An 18,502-nucleotide genomic window follows, 5' to 3' on the forward strand; every position below is an offset into this window, starting at 1 on the left:
TGTCATTCTCAGGCCCGGGTGGTGTGGTCGTGGTCGTGGTCGGCTTGCCCTTCCAGGAGCATCCCCACGGAGGTGGCGCAGGCGTCGCCTCGCCATGCTTCGATGCCCTCGCGGATCGCGAATGCGGCGATGACAAGTCCGGCGATCGCGTCAGCCCACCACCACCCGAACAGACTGTTCGCGGCGAGCCCGACGAGCACCGCGGCGGAGAGGTAGGTGCAGATCAGGGTCTGCTTCGAGTCGGCGATGGCGGTCGCCGATTGCAGCTCACGGCCTGCTCGACGCTCCGCCAGGGAGAGGAACGGCATGATGACCACGCTGAGCGCGGTGAGCGTGATGCCGACCGTGGAGTGCTGAGCGTCGATCCCTCCCGCGAGGGCGAGCACCGACGTGGCGGTGACGTAGGCGGCGAGGGCGAAGAACGCAAGGGCGATGACGCGTAGTGTGCCCGTCTCCCACCGCTCGGGATCGCGGCGCGTGAACTGCCAGGCGACCGCTGCCGCCGAGACGACCTCGATGGTGGAGTCCAGGCCGAACCCGATCAAGGCTGTCGACGAGGAGACGGTGCCCGCCGCGATCGCCACAACGGCTTCGACGAGGTTGTAGGCGATCGTCGCCGTGACGATCAACCTGATGCGCCGTTCGAGGACGAGGCGGCGCTCGTGAGTGGGCCGAGGGACGGTGGTCGTCATACGCAGGTGCAGCTTTCCCCCGTGCAGCAGCCCGGCTCGACGACGAGCACAACGCGCATCAGCTCGTCGAGCACGGGCGCGAGGCGCGGGTCGGCGAGTCGGTACCAGGTGCGCCGCCCGTCCGGCACGGCCTCCACGAGTCCGCACCCGCGAAGGCACGCGAGCTGATTCGACATGACCTGCCGAGACACTCCGAGCGCGTCGGCCAGGTCGGACGGGTACGCCGGAGCCTCGCGCAGCGCCAGGAGGACGCCCGTGCGCGTCGAGTCGGAGAGCGCATGGCCGAGGCGGGACAACGCCGCGGTGTGCGTGACCGTGGCGGTGAGGGTCGCGGAGGACATGCACCGATAGTACATGAATTGATGAATTAAGAAATCAATGTACTGTCGTGGTGCTGCGGGAATCACTCTCGCGGGAGACTGCATCGCGCCGCCGGCCGTGAGGGCCGTCGCGCAGAATGCCCGCGAGGCGCCGGGCTTGAGGGCGATGCCCGGAGAAATGAGACGAGGCCCGGTCGGAAAAACTTCCGAACCGGACCTCATTACTGTCTCAACACAGTGTGCGCCCGAAGGGACTCGAACCCCTAACCTTCTGATCCGTAGTCAGATGCTCTATCCATTGAGCTACGGGCGCAGGGCCTCCGCGCGAAACGGCGCGCAGGCCGTGGTCCAGCATAGCCGCGACCGACGGAGACGTCTAATCGGCCCGGAACGGCGTGCATCCCGGGCGTGGCGCGAGGGTGACGACGGGGTGTCCGGACGGGGCGGGACGTACGCTGGCCGAATGAGCGCTTACACCTCCGCGTTCGAGCTGTTCTCCATCGGGATCGGACCCTCGAGCTCCCACACCGTCGGCCCTATGAAGGCCGCCCTCCAGTTCGCCACCCGACTCGAGAGCGAGGGCATCCTGGGCCGCGTGACGTATGTGTCGTGTTACCTCTACGGCTCACTCGGCGCGACAGGTATCGGGCACGGGACACCTGACGCCGTCGTCGCAGGGCTGCACGGCTGGGATCCCGAGACCGTCGACCCGGATGCCGTCCGGCGGCTGTGGGTGGACTGGCCCGACGGGCGTGAACTCCCGCTCGCCGGGTCGCACGCGGTCCGCTTTCAAAAGGCCGACATCTCGCTCGAGCCGCGGAGACGTCTGCCCGGCCACCCCAACGCCATGACCCTCGTTGCGCGCGATGTGCGCGACCACGTGATCGCGGAAGACACCTACTACTCGATCGGCGGTGGGTTCATCCGGCGCGAGGGGGAGCCCGCTCGCGTGGCGGCTGCACCCTTCCCGCTCGCGTTCGATGACGCGGCCACCCTCATCGAGCTGTGCGACGAGCAGGGCATCACGATCGCCGAGGCGGCACGACGCAATGAAGAGGCCCTGCGGTCCGACGAAGAGATCGCCGCGGGCCTCGACCGGATCTGGGATGCCATGGCCGCCTGCGTCAACGCCGGACTCGAGCACGACGGTGTGCTTCCCGGCATCCTGAAGGTCAAGCGCCGTGCGGCGGTGATCCGGCAACAGCTCGAAGAGATCGAAGCCGAGGGGCACCGCGAGCTGCCGGGGGAATGGCTCGGGGCGTTCGCGCTCGCCGTGAACGAAGAGAACGCGGCCGGAGGGCGCGTCGTGACGGCGCCGACGAACGGCGCCGCGGGCATCCTGCCGGCCGTGGCGATGTACTGGTGGCGGTTCCTCGCCGACTCCGGGCTCGGCGCCGGCAACGCCGTCACGCCCTACGGCGAGTTGGTCGGGAGCGCCCTGCTCGGCTACGACGGCCACGCCGTGACGCGCGGTGAGGTCGCCGGGTGGGATGACGGCGACGTGGCCGAGGCGAACCGGCGTCGTGGCATCCGTCGATTCCTGTTGACGGCGACGGCGCTCGGCTCGCTGTTCAAGGCGAACGCGTCGATCTCGGGTGCGGAGGGCGGATGCCAGGCCGAGGTCGGATCCGCCTGCGCGATGGCCGCGGGTGGTCTGACGGCTGTGATGGGCGGAACGAACCGCCAGATCGAGAACGCCGCCGAGATCGCCATGGAGCACCACCTCGGGCTCACCTGCGACCCGGTGGGTGGGCTCGTACAGATCCCGTGCATCGAGCGCAACGCGATCGCCGCGTCGACCGCCGTGACCGCGGCACGTCTGGCGCTGCGCGGAGACGGCTCGCACTACGTGTCGCTGGATGCCGTCGTCGAGACGATGCGTCAGACCGGCATCGACATGTCGACCAAGTACAAGGAGACGAGCGAAGGCGGCCTCGCGGTCAACGTCATCGAGTGCTGACGCGGCTGCGCCGTTTGGACGGTCGTGAGGCCGCCAGGCGCGGTGGGTCCGATCGGGTCAGCGCTCGCCGCGGAGCTTCGCGGTCAGTGCGTGCAGCTGCGCGAGCTCGTCGTCGTCGAGGCGGGCCATCCGGTCGGCGATCGAACGCCCGTGGGCGGCGGCGATTCTGCGGAACATCACAGCGCCCGCTTCGGTCGCGGTGACGAGCGAGCCGCGGCCGTCTTCGGGGTCGGCGCACTTCGTGAGGAGGCCGCGAGCGACCATGCGCTCGACCAAGCGCGAGACGCTCGGCTGGCTGATCAGCATGTTCCCCGTCACGTCGCGCAGACGCGCGGTCATCTCGGGGGCGCGGGTGACAGTGAGGAGCACGTCGTACTCGGCCTGCGTCAGCTCGGTGCCCTCGAAGTCCGATCGCAGTTCTTCGAAGACCTCGTGCTGCGCCCGGAAAAGGCTCTCCCAGGCCTGGACGGCGAGGCGGCGATCGGTCATGTTTCCACGATAGAGGGACGCATCGGTCGTGCGGCGAGGTCGACGCGGGGCGGGGAGAAAGAGTAAGGGCCGGTCGGAGAGGCTTCCGACCGGCCCTTATCCCTGCACCAAGAGTGTCCTGCAATCACATGTCGGTAGCTGCCACAGCAAAACAACTACCGTGCGAGCACTCTATAACGGTGAGATAACGGAAGGGAAGAGGGCGGCGTTATCTTTTTGTGATCACTCGTCATCAGCGCCCGCGGACGTGGTTCCACTGCGTGATGACCGCGTTGCCGTGCTCGAAGCCCAGCTCGCTCACGGCTGAGGTGCCGAGCACGAAGTACCGCCCGCCGGCGGCGGTCAGGCCGAGCCATACCCCCGCGAGGGCGCGGAGGAAGTGGGCGTGCGAGAACACGAGGATCTGTTCGCCGCGCTGCAGGCGAGGGCGCAGGTCGTCCAGAAGGGATGCCGCACGTGCGGTGACCTGCTCGATGCTCTCGCCCGGAGTGGCACCGGCGGGAGCGCCCGCCTGCCAGATGGTCCAGGGGTGGCCCAGTTGCTCGATGATCTCGGGTGTCGTCAGCCCCTCGTAGGCGCCGTAGTCCCATTCAACCAGCCGCGGCTCCAGCGGTGCGTCGGGGTAGCCGGCTCTGGCTGCGGTCTCCACCGCTCGCTGGAGGGGGCTCGTGAGCACGAGGTCGAAGCGGCGCGTCGCGAGGAGCGTTCCCGCGAGCTCGGCCTTGTAGGCGCCCGTCTCGGTGAGGGGGATGTCGGTGAGCCCGGTGTGGCGGCCCGTGCGGCTCCACTCGGTCTCGCCGTGGCGCACGAGCACGAGGCGTCCGTCGGGTTCCGTGAGATCTGCGTCGTTCACTCCCTCATCCTCCCGCTTCGGATGCTTTTCGCGGTGGCGGAAAACGGGCGAAGAACAGAAGAAGGGCCGGCCGAGAAACTCGACCGGCCCAATCTCTGCACCAGAGTGTCCTGCAATCACATGCCGGTAGTCGCCACAGCAAAACAACTACCGTGCGAGCACTCTATAACGGTGAGATAACGGAGGGGAAGAGGTCGGCGTTATCTTTTCGTGATTCATAGACGGTTCATCGATTCTCGTCACGGCACAGGCAGGTTCGTCCACCCTCGAAGGATCGGTCGACGCTCGTCAGCCCTGCCGTGCCACGCTGAGCGAAGGCGTGCACGAGGGGCGTGACCGCCCGGGGAGGAACTCATGAAGGTCGCCGTGTGCGGTGCGACGGGAGTCGTCGGGTCCCACGTCCATCGAGTGGCCCGGGCCCGAGGCCACGAGGTCGTCTCGCTCACCCGGTCGAGCGGGCACGACCTCACGAAGGGGCTGTCCGAAGACGCGCTCGCCGGAGTCGACACGATCATCGACGTCAGTGGCATCCAGACGCTGTCACGGAAACGGGCGACCGATTACTTCCTCGCGGTGTCGCGAACGCTCCAGGAGGCCGGCGCGGCAGCGGGGGTCTCGCACCTGGTGGCGCTGTCCATCGTCGGTATCGACGGGGTCAGGTCTTCGTACTACGGGGCGAAGGAGGAGCAGGAACGCGCTGTCCGTGCGGGTGTGCTGCCGTGGACTCTGCTGCGCGCCGCACAGTTCCACGAGTTCGCGGCGCAGACCGTCGAGCGCGGATCGGTGGGGCCGCTCGTCGTCGTGCCTCGGGCGCGCGTCCGGCCGGTCGCGGCCGCCGAGGTGGCCGACGCCCTGGTCGACCTCGCCGAGGCCGGCCCCGCGGGCGAAGCGACCGACCTCGTCGGGCCGCGAAACGAGATCCTCGTCGACATGGTCCGGGCGCTTCTTGCGCGACGGGGAAGCCGACGCCCGGTGGTCGAGGTTCCGCTCCCGGGGGCGATGGGGAAAGCCATGAGCTCGGGTCGACTCCGGGGGACGCCGGACGCGTCGCGGCAGGGCCACCAGACCTTCGCGGAGTGGCTGGATCAGTCCTGACGTCGGAGAGGCGTCGCGTCCAGAGCCGCCGCGAGGTCGGCGAGCAGGTCGTCGGCGTCTTCGAGACCCACCGAGAGGCGAAGGTGACCGTACCGGCGGAACTCTGCCGGATAGGTCGCGGTGCGGGGACCGTCGGCGGCGGTGTGCACGATGAGGCTGTCGTCGTGGCCGAGCGAGAAACCCGAAGTGATCAGGCGCAGGTTCGCCACGAACCGATTCTGCGCATCGGGGTCGCCGTCGAGGGCGAGCGCCATCATGCCGCCGTACGCGTCACCCCCGAACTGCCGCCGAGCGAGCGCGTGCCCGGGGTGGGATGCCAGCCCCGGGTACGCGACGAACGCCACGCGCGGATCGGCCTCGAGGAACTCGGCGACCCGCTGTGCCGACGTGAAGTGCTGGCGCAGCCGCAGCGGAAGAGTGACCGAGCCGCGCTGGATCATCCACGCGTTGAAGGGCGAGATGACACCGCCGACGTCGACCATGGCGTCGGCCTTGATCGGCTCGATCAGCTCGGTGCGACCGATCACCGCGCCGCCCATCGCGTCGCCGTGGCCGTTGATGTACTTCGTCAGCGAATGGACGACGAGATCGGCACCGTCGGACAGCGGGCGGTAGAACGGCGGGGGCGTGAAGGTCGAGTCGACCATGAGGATCGCCCCGCCGGCGTGCGCGATCTCGGCGAGCATCGCGATGTCGGCGACCTTGGTGGTGGGGTTGGCAATCGCTTCGACGCACACGAGGCGTGTCTCGGGCCGCATCGCCGCGCGCACGGCATCCTGATCCGTCACATCCACGAAGCTCGCCTGGATGCCGTAGCGGCGGGGGAGCAGCTCGGTCCAGAGGCGCCAGGTCGCTTCGTAGACGACGTCGCTGACGACGACGTGGTCGCCCGCGCCGACGTGGGTGAAGAACACCGCGTGCAGGGCGGCGACTCCGGATGCCAGGGCCACCGCGTCCTCGCCACCCTCGAGGGCGGCGAGCTTGCGCTCGAGGGCCTGTTGGTTGACGCCGGTGTTGCGTGTGTAGAGGCCGGGAGCGGTCGCCGACCAGCTGATCTCGCTGGGATCGTCGGGCAGGGCGAAGGAGTTCGCCATCACGAGCGGTGTGCGCAGAGCCCTCGTGCTGTCGAGCTCGATGCCGGCGTGAACGGCGAGGCTCGCCTCGGCGAGGGTGGCGGCGTCGGTGCGGTCGGGTCGTGACGTCATCGCTGTGGCCTTCCTGTCGCCGGGTGACGGGGCGATCGATCTGAGCTACCCTAGCGTGCAATATAGACACGCGCGAGTGTCTAATTTGCACGAGGAGCACTCATGGCCGGTCCCCGCATCGACGCCGTCGACGAGCGCATCCTGAACGAGTTGCGGACCGACGCCCGGATCCCGCTCGTGACGCTGGCGGCTCGCGTTCACCTGTCGCGCAACGCCGTGAAGCAGCGCATGGAGCGCATGGAGCGCGACGGTCTCATTGCCGGCTACACCCTCGCCCGCGGTCGCGCCGACGACGGGCGCGTCACCGCGATCGTGCTGGTGTACCGCGCGGATCGCATGCGCGGCGCGGGCGTCATCACCGAGCTCACGCGCATCCCCGAGGTGGTCCAGTGCGACATCCTCTCGGGGCAGTTCGACCTGCTCGTGACCCTGCGCGCGGAGTCGATGGACCGCATCGGCCAGATCTGGGAGAGCATCGCGGCGCTTCCCGGGGTCTCCGACACCGTCACGTCGGTCTCGCTGACGCGGGTCATCGACCGCTCCTGACGCCTGGAGCTGAGGAGACATCGAGCGGATGCCACGCCCTCGTGCTCGTGACCGGAGGGCGTGGCATCCGAGGGTCATGCGTTGATGCACACGACCTTGGGCTGGGTCATCTCCTCGTAGGCGAAGCGCACTCCTTCGCGGCCCATGCTCCCGTATTTGGCCCCGCCGAACGGCATGCTGTCGACGCGGTAGTCGGAGGAGTCGTTGATCATGACGCCCCCGGCCTCCAGGCGCTCCGCCACGCGCAGGGCGCGGCCGAGGTCGCGGGTGAACAGCCCGGCGTGCAGGGCGTAGTCGATGTCGTTCGCCTGGGTGACGGCCTCGTCCTCGGTGTCGAACGGCGCGAGGACGACGACGGGGGCGAACGCTTCGTCGGCCCACAGCTCGCACGACAGAGCGACTCCCTCCACGACCGTCGGGGCGTAGACCGAGCCGTCGCGGCGATGACCGGCGAGCACGCGGGCACCGGCGCGCACGGCGTCGTCGACGACCCGCTCGGCGCGCTTCGCGGCATCCACGGTGATCATCGGCCCGACGTCGGTCGCCTCGTCGGTCGGATCGCCCGCCCGCAGGGCCGCTGCCGCGGCGACGAAACGCTCGCGGAACGCGGCGTAGATGCCGCGGTGCACGAGGATGCGCTGCGCTCCGACGCAGTTCTGCCCCGCGGCCCAGAACGCCCCCGAGACGCACGCGTCGACCGCGTGAGCGAGGTCGGCGTCGTCGAACACGAGGACGGGGGCGTTGCCGCCGAGCTCCATCGCGAGCCGTTTCAGGCCCGCGCCGCGCGCGATCGCCTCGCCCGTGGCGAAGCCGCCGGTGAACGACACGAGCCGCACCTCGCGCGCCGAGACCAGCGCCGCCGCCACGTCGCGATCGCCGTGTACGACCGTCACGATCTCGTCGGGCAGACCCGCGTCGATGAGGATGCCGACGAGGAACTCCGCCGTGAGCGGGGTGTGCGGCGACGGCTTGAGGATCACGGAATTGCCGCCGGCCAGAGCCGGTCCGAGCTTGTGCGCGACGAGGTTCAGCGCGTCGTTGTACGGCGTGATCGCCACGACGATGCCGAGCGGTTCGCGGGTGAACCAGCCCCTCCGGTTCTCGGACCCCTCGAACGCGTCGAACGGGATGACCTCACCCGTCGCCGCGCGCGCCGTCTCGGCCGAGAGCGACAGCGTCGTCACGGCCCGTCGCACCTCTTTGCGGGCCTGCCGGATCGTCTTGCCGGCCTCGCGCACGATGAGCGCCGCCGCCTCGTCGGCACGGTCCTCGAGCAGCTGTGCCGCCCGGTGCAGGACCGCGTGCCGCGCGAAGCGGGAGAGGTCTCGCGACAGCTCGGCGCCGACGCGAGCGCGATCGAGCACGACGGGCACGTCGTTCACGCCGATGGTCGGGACGCTTCCGATCACCGAGTCGTCGAGCGGGTTGCGCACCTCGAGAGCGTCGGCGGGAGTCATGAGCGTCATCGCCGTGCCGCCGCGGTCTGCGCCACGCGGGCGTCGATCTCGATGATGTCCGAGAGCAGGGCGTATGCCGTTTCGACGCGTCCCGCCCCGGGGCCGCTCACGGTCACGGTCCCCAGCAGATCGGTCTCGAACGACACCGCGTTGGTGGGGCCGCTGATGCCGGCCAGCGGGTGGGTGAGGGGGAGGGCGACGGGTTCCACGCTCGCGCGCACCGAGCCGTCGGCCAGGCGTTCGGCCGCGCCGATGAGCTTGTAGCGCAGCCCGCGGGCGGCGGCATCCACGATGTCGGCGGGAGTGATTCCCGTGATGCCGGTGCAGGTCACGTCGGCGGGGGTGATGTCGGCGCCGAGGACCTCGTTGGCGAGGATCACGACCTTCAGGCGTACGTCGGAGCCTTCGATGTCGGCGGTCGGGTCGGCTTCCGCGTAGCCGAGGGTCTGCGCCTCCGCGACGGCCGCGGCGAGGTCCATGCCCGCCTCCATCTGGCCGAGAACATAGTTGCTCGTGCCGTTCAGGATGCCGCGCACCGCGTCGACGCGCAGCCCCTGCAGGGTGGAGGCGGCGAAACGCAACACGGGCGTACCGCTGACGACGGAGCCCTCGTAGGCGAAGTGGACGCCGTTCGCGGCGGCGATCGCGTTCAACTGCGGACCGGCGAGAGCAACCGGTCCCTTGTTGGTCGTGGTGACGCTCTTCCCCGCCTCCAGGGCGAGGCGCACGTGCGAGACGCCGGGCTCGCCGTCGATCGGGTTGGTGAACGTCGCCTCGACGACGATGTCGGCGGTCGTGTTCCGGATGACCTCGACGTTGCGGGGCTCGGCATCCCCACCCGGCCAGCCGGCGAACGTCGCGCCCGGTGCCAGAGCGAAGACGGCGTCCAGATCGATGCCGTCCTCCTGCATGAGAGATCCGAGACGCAGGTCGGTGATCGCGACGACACGGAGTGCGAAGCCGAGCTCGGTCGCGAGCTCGTCGCCGCGGTCGCGGATGAGTTCGGCCAGGGCGCGGTTCACGCCGCCGAAGCCGATGAGGGCGAGATCGTGACGGTTCATGGGTCTCCTCGGAAGGGTGCAGGACGGGGTCTGCGGATATCGTCCGTCGCCGTCGTGTCGCTCTGCGCCTGGCATTTCGGCGGCGGCGGATGCCGATATGTCGGTGCGGGTGACGGATTGTCCGACCGGTTTCCCGACTCTCCGCACTCTTGAGCGCAGGGGCGGGGACCGCTACTGTCCGAGGAAACATGTGCGAAATGAACACAGGGCAGTGTTCATGCCACACGAAACGCGATCCGTTCCCCTTCTTCCGAATGCGAGACGCCATGCCACGCTCCACCGACTCCACGTCCCTTCCGAACGCCCTGCCGCAGACCGTCGCGACACAGGTGCCGCTGCGTCGCCTGCAGCGCTCCATGGACGCGCGCCACCTCGTGATGATCGCCCTGGGCGGCGTCATCGGGTCGGGGCTCTTCCTCAGCTCGGGGTACACGATCAATCAGGCCGGGCCCCTGGGGGCGATCGTCGCCTACCTGGTCGGCGCCTTCGTCGTGTATCTCGTCATGTCGTGCCTCGGCGAGCTCGCCGTGGCCTATCCCGTGTCGGGTGCCTTCCACATCTACGCGGCCCGCGCGATCAGCCCCGCGACCGGCTTCGCCACGGCATGGCTCTACTGGCTCTGCTGGGTCGTCGCCCTGGGCTCCGAGTTCACCGCGGCCGGGATCCTGATGCAGAGGTGGTTCCCCGGCGTCGAGGTGTGGGTGTGGTGCCTGATCTTCGCCGGCATCCTGTTCACCCTCAATGCGATCTCGGCGCGCGTGTTCGGGGAGACGGAGTTCTGGTTCTCGCTCATCAAGGTGATCGCGATCGTCGCGCTCATCGTGCTCGGCGGTGCCGCGATCTTCGGCTTCACCCCGCTGTCGTCCGAGCACCCCGGGGCCGTCCTGTTCAGCAACTTCTCGACGCCGGACGGGCTCTTCCCCACCGGTATCGCCGGCGTGCTCATGACCTCTCTCGCCGTCTTCTACGCGTTCAGCGGCTCGGAGCTCATCGGTGTCGCCGCAGGTGAGACGAAGGACCCCGCCCAGAACATCCCGAAGGCCCTGCGCTCGACGGTGCTGCGCCTTCTCGTGCTCTTCGTCGGCTCCATCACCGTCATCGCCGCGATCCTGCCCTACGAGCAGGCGGGCCTGACCTCGAGCCCCTTCGTCGACGTCTTCGAGTACGTCGGGGTGCCCTTCGCCGGCGACATCATGAACTTCGTCATCATCACCGCGCTGCTCTCGGCGGGTAACAGCGGCCTCTTCTCGTGCGCGCGGATGCTGTTCTCGCTCGCCGAAGAAGGGCACGCACCGCGCGCGTTCACGAAGCTCACCTCCCGCGGCATCCCGATCGTCGCCCTCAGTGTCAGCATGGCCGTGGGACTCGTCTCCCTGGTGTCGAGCGTGATCGCCGCCGAGACCGTCTATCTCGTGCTGGTCTCGATCGCCGGTTTCGCCGTCGTCGCGGTGTGGATGTCGATCGTCGCGGCACAGTTCTTCCACCGACGGGCCTTCGTCCGCGGGGGTGGTGATGTGAAGACGCTCGCCTACCGCACGCCGTTCTACCCCGTCGTGCCGATCCTCGCGTTCGTGCTGCTCGGCGTCTCGATCGTCGCGATCGCCTTCGATCCGAACCAGGTCGCGGCGCTGTACTTCGGCATCCCGTTCGTCGTCGCGTGCTACCTGTTCTTCTGGTGGCGGTACGGTCGTCGAGGAGCCGCGCCCGCCGCCGTCGTCGACGAGGAGGCGCCGGCGGCTCCCGCACACGAAGGACGCTGATGAACCCGCCCGCCTCGCTGACGCAGGGACTCGCCCTGCTGCACACCGCGGTCGAGCGGGAGCGATCGGGTCGGCCCGGCTGGGCGCTGTCGCGCCTGGCCGAGGCCGCGGGCGTCGAACGCAGTCGCGCCTCCCGCGTCACACAGGACCTGCGCCGCCTCGACTTCGTCGAACGCGACGAGTCCTCGGCGCTTCGCGCGGGGCGGGCGTTCTTCGTCGCGGCGGGGGCGCGGCACGAACCGTGGCTGCGCGCCGCCCGCGTCCACCTCCGGGGCATGGCGGCACAGCTCGGCATGACGGCGCGGGTCGTCGCCGCCGATGGGCCGCGTGCGCTGCTGCTCCGTGTCGAGGGGGCGGATGCCGCCGGCGAAGGCACCCTCCGTCCCGCGGCGGTCACCCCGATCTGGTGCACGGGCGCCGGAAGGGCGCTGCTCTGGGATCACTCGCTCGCCGACCTCGACGCCTTGCTCGGCGAGGCGCAGTTCGTCGGCGTCGGTGGTCCCGGTGCGGCTCGCACCGTCGCCGCCGTTGACGCCCTGCAGCAGCGAGACCGGGCGCGCGGACTGGTGGTCGCGCACGAAGAGTACGTGGCGGGAGTCGACGAGTACGCCCTGCCCGTCCGGGGTCGGCACGGCATCATCGCGGCGGTGTCGCTCAGCGGTTCGGCCGCCGGAAACGGTCGTGACGATCGGATCGAGGCCCTGCTCGCCGACAGCGCGGAGCGCTTGAGCACTCTCGCCCAGGCCTGAGCGTCAGTGGATGCCGTGCCCCAAGCGCGTCGACAACGTGGCGGCCGCGGTGAGACAGGCATCGGCGAGCGCGGCCGTGCGCGGTTGCAGTGCCGCCCGCTCTCCGACGACCTGGACCGCGGCGACGACCTCGCCGCGGAAGTCCCACACCGGAGCGGCCACCGAGTAGAGGCCGGCCTCGGCTTCCTCGTCGACGATCGTGTATCCGCGATCGCGGGCGGCGTGCAGCCGGGTCAGGAAATCGTCGACGGAGCGCGGCGCCCGAGGGCCCTCGCTCTCGAAGGCGGTGGCGGCGAAGACCGCCCGAACCTCGTCGTCGGGGGCGTCCCACAGCACCGCCTGGCCCGCGTCGCTGCAGAACGCGGGGTAGGCGCGGCCCACCCAGGTGCCGATCATGCGCGACACCGCCGGCACGCTCTCGACGATCGTGACGGTCGTATCTCCGCGCAGAACGCCGAGGAAGACGGCTTCCCCCGTGGTCGCGGCGAGCTCGTCGAGCACGCTGAGCCCTTCGAGACGCAGACGCCGGTCGACGAGGTCTTCGGCGGCGGTGTACCACGCCCACGACAGCCGGTAGCGGCGCCCGCTGTCGCGAGCGACGACGTCCTGGTCCGCGAGAGCGGCGAGGGTGCGCGAGACGTGCGATCGTTCCCGTCCCAGCGCCCGGGCCACGTCCGTCGCGGAAGCCCCCTGGCCCTCGCGCGTGAGGAGCGCGAGGCTCGCGATGACGTCGAAGGCCCGGATGACGGTCGACGTCGCCTCGTCGTCGGCGACGGCGGCTCCTCGATCGGCGGGGGTCATCGTCACAGCGTAGCCAGGGGTCGCGAACGACGACTTCCCGCGTCACGCGTCCGCGCGTCGGGACGCCCGGGAGAGGCGACGAACGTCCGATCGATTACTCTGGCTCGCGGCGTCCGCGAGTATCGGCGGCATCCGCTCCGAGCACGAATGCGAGCACATCCATGAACCGCCCCTCGGATCCATCCACGACACAGCCCGCCCCGCAACGGCAGCTGCGCCGTGCGATGAGCGCCCGCCACCTCGTGATGATCGCCCTCGGCGGCGTGATCGGGTCGGGACTGTTCCTCAGCTCCGGCTACACGATCCATCAGGCGGGACCCCTCGGGGCCGTGCTCGCCTACCTGCTCGGAGCCTTCGTGGTGTGGCTCGTCATGGTGTGCCTCGGCGAACTCGCCGTCGTCTACCCCGTCTCGGGGTCGATCCACATCTACGCGGCGCGCACGATGGGGCCGGCGACCGGGTTCGTCACGGCATGGCTCTACTGGCTCTGCTGGGTGGTCGCCCTCGGGTCGGAGTTCACGGCATCCGGAATCCTCATGCAGCGGTGGTTCCCGAACGTCGACGTGTGGGTGTGGTGTCTGGTGTTCGCCGGCATCCTGTTCACCCTCAACGCGATCTCGGCGCGCGTGTTCGGGGAGACGGAGTTCTGGTTCGCGGCCATCAAGGTCATCGCGATCCTCGCGCTCATCGTGCTGGGGACCATGGCGATCTTCGGGTTCACCCCGCTGTCCACCAGCCCGCACGAGGCGGTGCTGCTGAGCAACTTCGAGACGCCCGACGGTCTGCTGCCGGCGGGACTGGGCGGCGTGCTCATCACGTCTCTCGCCGTCTTCTACGCGTTCAGCGGCGCGGAGCTCGTGGGCGTCGCCGCGGGCGAGACGAAGGATCCCGGACGCAACATCCCGCGCGCGCTGCGGTCGACCGTGCTGCGGCTGCTCGTGCTGTTCGTCTGCTCGATCACGGTGATCGCCGCGCTCCTTCCCTACGAGCAGGCGGGGCTCAGCTCCAGCCCCTTCGTCGACGTCTTCGAGTACGTCGGCGTGCCGTACGCGGCCGACATCATGAACTTCGTCGTCATCACGGCCCTGCTCTCGGTGGGGAACAGCGGCCTGTACTCGTGTGCGCGGATGCTGTTCTCCCTCGCCGAAGAGGGCTACGCGCCACGCGCGTTCACGCGGCTCACCCGCCGTGGCATCCCGATGATCGCCCTCCTGGTGAGCCTGGCGATCGGTCTCGTCTCGCTCATCTCGAGTGTCATCGCCGCCGAGACCGTCTATCTCGTGCTCGTCTCGATCGCCGGCTTCGCCGCGGTGGCGGTGTGGATGTCGATCGTCGCCGCGCAGTTCTTCCACCGGCGCGCGTTCGTCCGCGGCGGGGGCGATGTCGCGACGCTCGTCTACCGCACGCCTTTCTATCCGGTGGTGCCGATCCTCGCGTTCGTCCTGCTGACCGCCTCGATCGTCGCGATCGCCTTCGACCCCGAGCAGGCTCCGGCCCTGTACTTCGGCATCCCGTTCGTCGGCCTCTGCTACCTGTACTTCTGGTGGCGCTACGGCCGAAAGGGCGTCACCCCGCGCCCGCTCGACGAGGAGGCGCCGGTCGCCTGAGCCGGGCACCCGCCTATACGCGCCGTCGAAACCGGCGCGCGGCACCGTCCATCGTGGTGACTGCCGCCGGCGGGCGGGACACAGTACGTTCTCCGGAAAGGCGACGCGGCCCCGGCCGGGGGCGTGTCCGACGCTGGGGAGGCATCCGTGGAGACCGTCGACACGATCGTCGTGGGGGCAGGTGTGTCGGGTCTCGCCGCGGCGCGCTTGCTCACGCGTGCCGGACGCCGCGTCATCGTGCTCGAAGCGCGCGACCGGATCGGCGGCCGGACCCACACCGATCGTTCCGGCGGACACGTCACCGACCGCGGAGCGTCGTGGATCCACGGCATCGACGACAGCCCGGTCGCCGAGGCGGCGCGCGCCTTCGGGATGCCGATGGTCGAGTTCACGGTCGGCGGCTACCAGCCGGCCGGTCGTCCGCTGACGTACTTCGATGAGAACGGCGGGCGTTTCTCCGCCGAAGCGGTCGAGCAGTACGCCGCCGACATTCGCTCCCTGAACGCGGCCCTCGTCGATGTCATCGCCGATTCCGCTCCGGATGCCACGTACGCCGACGTCGTCGAGCGGGCGCTGGCCCAGCAGGACTGGGACGATGAGCGCAAGGCGCGCGTGCGCGAGTACAACGATCGTCGCGCCCAGGAGCAGTACGGCGTCGCGATGACAGGGCTCGGGGCGCACGGCCTCGACGACGACACCGTCAACGGCGACGAGGTGGTCTTCCCCCGCGGATACGACGAGCTCGCCCGCAACTTCGCCGACGGGGTCGACGTGCGGCTGTCACACGTGGTGTCGGCGGTGCGCTGGTCGCTCGAGGGCGTCACGATCGACACCGACCGCGGCTCCTTCTCGGCCGAGAACGCGATCGTCACCGTCCCCGTGGGTGTTCTGCAGTCCGGCGATCTCTCGATCGAGCCCGAGCTGCCCGAGGCGCATCGCCGTGCCCTCGGACTGCTGCGGATGAACGCCTTCGAGAAGGTCGTGCTGCGCTTCCCCGAGAGATTCTGGGATGCCGGGGTCTACGGCATCCGTCAGCTCGGTGCCGAGGGGGAGTGGTGGCACTCGTGGTACGACCTCGGCCGGATCCACGACGAGCCCGCCCTGCTGACCTTCGCCGCCGGTCCGGCGGCCGTCGCGACCCGCGAGTGGTCGGACGAGGAGATCGTCGCCTCGACGGTGGCGCAGTTGCGGCTCCTGTTCGGGAACGACATCCCCGAACCCGAGAGCGCGGTCGTGACGCGCTGGCAGGACGATCCGTTCGCGCGCGGTTCGTACGCGTACATGCTTCCTGGCTCGGTCGGTCCCGACCACGACCAGCTGGCCGTCCCGGTGGGCGGGGTGCTGCATCTCGCGGGCGAGGCGACGTGGGGCGACGACCCGGCGACCGTTCCCGGTGCGATGCTCTCGGGCCACCGTGCGGCCGAGAACGTACTCGGGCGCGAGATCCCGGTGAGCGACCTCTGGTCGTCGGGCGGCGCCTGACGAAGGGATCGGGGAGCGCTACCGCGGCTCCGGCCCGGTCGCCACGGGCAGCTCCTCGTGGTTCGACCACTGGCTCCACGATCCCGGGAACACGCGCGGCTCGAATCCCGCGAGTGTCAGTGCGACGGCCTGATGCGCCGCCGTCACCCCGGAGCCGCAGTAGACGCCCACGGTCATGCCGTCCTCGGCCCCCAGCATCCGGAAGCGAGAACGCAGCTCGTCCGGTTCGAGGAAGCGTCCGTCGCCGCCGACGTTCTCGGTCGTCGGAGCGCTGATCGCACCGGGAACGTGACCCGCACGCGGGTCGATCGGCTCGACCTCACCGCGGTACCGCTCGCCGGCGCGGGCGTCGAGCAGCAGCTCGGACTCGGCGAACGACCCCACCTCGTCGAGCTCGAGCGTGGGCAGAGACCCGTACGCGAGGTCGACCGTCCCGGGCGTCGGGGGCTCGGCATCCCCTTCCTCCCGCTCGAATCCCGCGTCGGTCCAGGCTGACAGCGCACCGTCGAGCAGGCGGACGTCGGCGAGCCCCGCGTACCGCAGCAGCCACCACGCCCGCGCGCTCGACATGTTCTTCAGGTCGTCGTAGACCACGACCGTGTCGCCCGCGTCGATGCCCCAGCGTCGCGCGGCGGCCTGCAGCGTCTCGATCGGAGGGAGCGGATGCCGGCCCTCGGTCGGCGCGCCGTGGGCGGCGAGATCGTGGTCGAGGTCGACGTACTGCGCGCCGGGGATGTGTCCGGCGCGGTACTCGGGGCGCCCGTCGGGGCGGTCGAGGCGCCAGCGGACGTCGAGGACGCGCACGCGCCCGCCGTCGGGGAAGGTCCCGGCGGCGAGGGCGGCGTGCAGGTCGGGCGCGGTCGTGAGGATCGAGGGCATGATCCCAGTCTGGCCCTCAGCTCACCGGGGCGGGACCCCGGGTCAGTCCGTCGGCGGCGCGCGCCCGTGCGCGGTCGTGGCGCGACGCGACGGGCACGATCTCGGTGGCTTTCGGGAGGCCCATCGCAGGCGTCGAGACGTAGATGGTCTCGGCGCGCTCGACGATGTAGGTCTCGTGCCAGACGCCCACGGCACCGGGGACTTTTCGGGCTCGCCGGTTGAAGCGGGTCCACGCGGGGCGGTGCTCCTGCTGTGGGGCCGACGCGTACGCGTACAGCTTCTCGAGTGACGACCAGTACTGCACGAGGTAGGGTCCGCGCGCCCCGAGCAGCATCGTGGAGCCGAGCAGCCCCGACTCGGGGTCGGTGATGAGCTCACGCAGCATCCGGGGCATGTCGCCCATCAGTGGCATCCACTGATCGGGCCGCCACCACTTGTTCACGGTCATTCCGATGTGGAAGACGACGAGTTCGCCTTCGTGACGGTGGGTCATGCGACCCTGATTGATGGATGCCATGGGCTCGTCCTCACTCGATAGTGTTGCTATCCAGTGTTAGATAGTAGGACTATCGAGTCAAGGGGGTCGGCGTGCGGATTTCGGAACTGTCGACGGCGAGCGGCGTCCCCGTCGCGACGATCAAGTACTACCTGCGAGAGAAGCTCCTGCCCGAGGGGGAGCGCTCTTCGCCCACGCAGGCGTCCTACGGCACCGCGCACGTGCAGCGCCTCGGGGTCATCCGCGCGCTCGTCGACGCCGGCGTCGGGATCGCGGGCGTGCGCAAGGTCGTCGGCGTGCTCGAGGAGCCGCCCGAGAACCCCTACGACCTTCTCGGTGCGGCGAACGCTGCCGTCACGCCCGTCATCGCCGGCGAGCCGGATCTGACCGAGGCCACGGCCCTGCTCGAAAGGATGGGGGGAGCCCCCGAGAAGTGCTTCCCCGATCAGCTCGCCGCGGTCGCTCATGCCCTCGCGACGCTCGAGCGCGCGGGGTTCACGGTGCCCGAGCCCGTGATGGCCGCGTACCTTGAGCACCTGTCCGCGATCGCCGACGCGGAACTCGCCGCGACGCCCGCGACGTCGATCGAAGACGCGGTACGGTACGTGGTGCTCGGTACGACCCTCGTCGAGCCGCTGATCCTCGCCCTCCGTCGCGTCGCCGAGCAGGTCGCCGCGTCGCGACGCTTCGGCACGGGGTGACCTTCTCGGCTCAGGGATGCGGGTTTGTCGCCGCTCCGTCGAGCCAGAGGGTGTCGCTCTTGTCGCCGTGGGCGCCGGGTCGGCCGACGTGCTTGTCGCTGATATTCGGTCCCTTGGTGATCACGTGCACGAGCGCCATTCCGTGCCCGCGGCCGAGGTCGTAGTCGTCCTTCAGCCATTGCAGGATCGGGGTCGCCTTGGCTCCCGGGCCGAACCCGCGCTCTTCTGCCAGCGCGATGAACTGTCGCGGGGTGAGCCCGGTCTTGGTTTCGATGTTGTCGAGATACGCCTGGAAGGACATGACCGGAGGCTAGCGCTCTCCTCCGACATCGTCCACGCCTCATCGGAG

At 69.7% G+C, this 18,502-nt stretch carries 19 protein-coding genes and 1 tRNA gene; 8 read left to right on the forward strand and 12 right to left on the reverse strand.

Translation table 11 applies throughout. The features are described 5' to 3' along the window. Positions 1-8: 8 nt before the first annotated feature. The 3 genes from NS283_RS08030 to NS283_RS08040 form a co-directional block, all read right to left on the reverse strand. The gene (locus NS283_RS08030; protein WP_058596342.1) at positions 9-692 is read right to left on the reverse strand and encodes a cation transporter; all 684 of its coding nucleotides are present in this window, start codon (positions 690-692) and stop codon (positions 9-11) included. Further along, complete coding sequence (locus tag NS283_RS08035; protein WP_058596343.1) at positions 689-1,033, reverse strand: ArsR/SmtB family transcription factor; 345 nt, start codon at positions 1,031-1,033, stop codon at positions 689-691. Before NS283_RS08035 ends, NS283_RS08030 begins: the two co-directional genes overlap by 4 nt. 219 nt (positions 1,034-1,252) lie before the next feature. Next, a tRNA-Arg gene (locus tag NS283_RS08040) sits at positions 1,253-1,325 on the reverse strand. A 150-nt stretch (positions 1,326-1,475) separates the two neighbouring features. On the opposite strand from NS283_RS08040, the gene NS283_RS08045 reads away from it, so the two are divergent. Then, the gene (locus NS283_RS08045; RefSeq protein WP_058596344.1) at positions 1,476-2,972 is read left to right on the forward strand and encodes an L-serine ammonia-lyase, iron-sulfur-dependent, subunit alpha; all 1,497 of its coding nucleotides are present in this window, start codon (positions 1,476-1,478) and stop codon (positions 2,970-2,972) included. A gap of 57 nt (positions 2,973-3,029) precedes the next feature. Here the strand turns inward: NS283_RS08045 and NS283_RS08050 are convergent, their stop codons facing one another. Beyond that, complete coding sequence (locus NS283_RS08050) at positions 3,030-3,461, reverse strand: MarR family winged helix-turn-helix transcriptional regulator (protein ID WP_058596345.1); 432 nt, start codon at positions 3,459-3,461, stop codon at positions 3,030-3,032. Between the two features lie 232 nt (positions 3,462-3,693). Next, positions 3,694-4,314 (reverse strand): histidine phosphatase family protein, encoded by a 621-nt coding sequence (locus tag NS283_RS08055; protein WP_058596346.1) that lies wholly within the window; start codon positions 4,312-4,314, stop codon positions 3,694-3,696. Between the two features lie 354 nt (positions 4,315-4,668). Here NS283_RS08055 and NS283_RS08060 point away from each other — a divergent pair, with 354 nt between their 5' ends. After that, positions 4,669-5,409 (forward strand): SDR family oxidoreductase, encoded by a 741-nt coding sequence (locus NS283_RS08060; RefSeq protein ID WP_058596347.1) that lies wholly within the window; start codon positions 4,669-4,671, stop codon positions 5,407-5,409. Here NS283_RS08060 and NS283_RS08065 read toward each other — a convergent pair. Continuing rightward, a complete protein-coding gene (locus NS283_RS08065) occupies positions 5,400-6,614 on the reverse strand; it encodes a trans-sulfuration enzyme family protein (protein ID WP_058596348.1) in 1,215 nt (404 codons plus the stop codon). The two genes, NS283_RS08060 and NS283_RS08065, sit on opposite strands and share 10 nt — an antisense overlap. Positions 6,615-6,716: 102 nt before the next feature. Between NS283_RS08065 and NS283_RS08070 the strand changes: the two genes are divergently transcribed. After that, positions 6,717-7,160 carry an Lrp/AsnC family transcriptional regulator gene (locus NS283_RS08070; RefSeq protein WP_058596349.1) on the forward strand — a complete coding sequence of 148 codons (444 nt, stop codon included), beginning with the start codon at positions 6,717-6,719 and terminating at the stop codon, positions 7,158-7,160. 74 nt (positions 7,161-7,234) lie between these two features. Here the strand turns inward: NS283_RS08070 and NS283_RS08075 are convergent, their stop codons facing one another. Both NS283_RS08075 and NS283_RS08080 read right to left on the reverse strand, forming a co-directional pair. Beyond that, positions 7,235-8,617: an aldehyde dehydrogenase family protein gene (locus NS283_RS08075; RefSeq protein ID WP_241492211.1), complete on the reverse strand. Its 1,383-nt coding sequence runs from the start codon at positions 8,615-8,617 to the stop codon at positions 7,235-7,237. A 5-nt stretch (positions 8,618-8,622) separates the two neighbouring features. Next, positions 8,623-9,678 (reverse strand): homoserine dehydrogenase, encoded by a 1,056-nt coding sequence (locus NS283_RS08080; protein ID WP_058596351.1) that lies wholly within the window; start codon positions 9,676-9,678, stop codon positions 8,623-8,625. 356 nt (positions 9,679-10,034) lie between these two features. Between NS283_RS08080 and NS283_RS08085 the strand changes: the two genes are divergently transcribed. Beyond that, the gene (locus NS283_RS08085) at positions 10,035-11,438 is read left to right on the forward strand and encodes an amino acid permease (RefSeq protein ID WP_241492212.1); all 1,404 of its coding nucleotides are present in this window, start codon (positions 10,035-10,037) and stop codon (positions 11,436-11,438) included. Further along, positions 11,438-12,187, forward strand: a complete 750-nt coding sequence (locus tag NS283_RS08090; RefSeq protein ID WP_058596352.1) for an IclR family transcriptional regulator domain-containing protein — start codon at positions 11,438-11,440, stop codon at positions 12,185-12,187. Before NS283_RS08085 ends, NS283_RS08090 begins: the two co-directional genes overlap by 1 nt. Positions 12,188-12,190: 3 nt before the next feature. On the opposite strand, the gene NS283_RS08095 is transcribed toward NS283_RS08090, so the two are convergent. Beyond that, positions 12,191-12,988: an IclR family transcriptional regulator gene (locus NS283_RS08095; RefSeq protein ID WP_058596353.1), complete on the reverse strand. Its 798-nt coding sequence runs from the start codon at positions 12,986-12,988 to the stop codon at positions 12,191-12,193. 224 nt (positions 12,989-13,212) lie between these two features. Here NS283_RS08095 and NS283_RS08100 point away from each other — a divergent pair, with 224 nt between their 5' ends. Together NS283_RS08100 and NS283_RS08105 are read left to right on the forward strand one after the other, a co-directional pair. Next, entirely contained in the window at positions 13,213-14,595 is a 1,383-nt protein-coding gene (locus NS283_RS08100) for an amino acid permease (protein WP_440589441.1), read from the forward strand. 147 nt (positions 14,596-14,742) lie between these two features. After that, complete coding sequence (locus NS283_RS08105; protein ID WP_058596355.1) at positions 14,743-16,077, forward strand: flavin monoamine oxidase family protein; 1,335 nt, start codon at positions 14,743-14,745, stop codon at positions 16,075-16,077. Between the two features lie 18 nt (positions 16,078-16,095). Here the strand turns inward: NS283_RS08105 and NS283_RS08110 are convergent, their stop codons facing one another. Both NS283_RS08110 and NS283_RS08115 read right to left on the reverse strand, forming a co-directional pair. Beyond that, positions 16,096-16,956 carry a sulfurtransferase gene (locus NS283_RS08110; RefSeq protein WP_058596356.1) on the reverse strand — a complete coding sequence of 287 codons (861 nt, stop codon included), beginning with the start codon at positions 16,954-16,956 and terminating at the stop codon, positions 16,096-16,098. Positions 16,957-16,972: 16 nt separating this feature from the next. Further along, the gene (locus NS283_RS08115; protein WP_058596357.1) at positions 16,973-17,473 is read right to left on the reverse strand and encodes a DUF4188 domain-containing protein; all 501 of its coding nucleotides are present in this window, start codon (positions 17,471-17,473) and stop codon (positions 16,973-16,975) included. 71 nt (positions 17,474-17,544) lie between these two features. On the opposite strand from NS283_RS08115, the gene NS283_RS08120 reads away from it, so the two are divergent. Further along, positions 17,545-18,153, forward strand: coding sequence for a MerR family transcriptional regulator (locus tag NS283_RS08120; protein ID WP_058596358.1), 609 nt, complete (start codon positions 17,545-17,547; stop codon positions 18,151-18,153). 10 nt (positions 18,154-18,163) lie between these two features. Here the strand turns inward: NS283_RS08120 and NS283_RS08125 are convergent, their stop codons facing one another. Next, positions 18,164-18,454: a DUF4287 domain-containing protein gene (locus NS283_RS08125; RefSeq protein ID WP_058596359.1), complete on the reverse strand. Its 291-nt coding sequence runs from the start codon at positions 18,452-18,454 to the stop codon at positions 18,164-18,166. Positions 18,455-18,502: the final 48 nt, after the last annotated feature.

Origin of the sequence: Microbacterium testaceum, assembly GCF_001476285.1 — a bacterium.
GTDB lineage: Bacteria > Actinomycetota > Actinomycetes > Actinomycetales > Microbacteriaceae > Microbacterium > Microbacterium testaceum_B.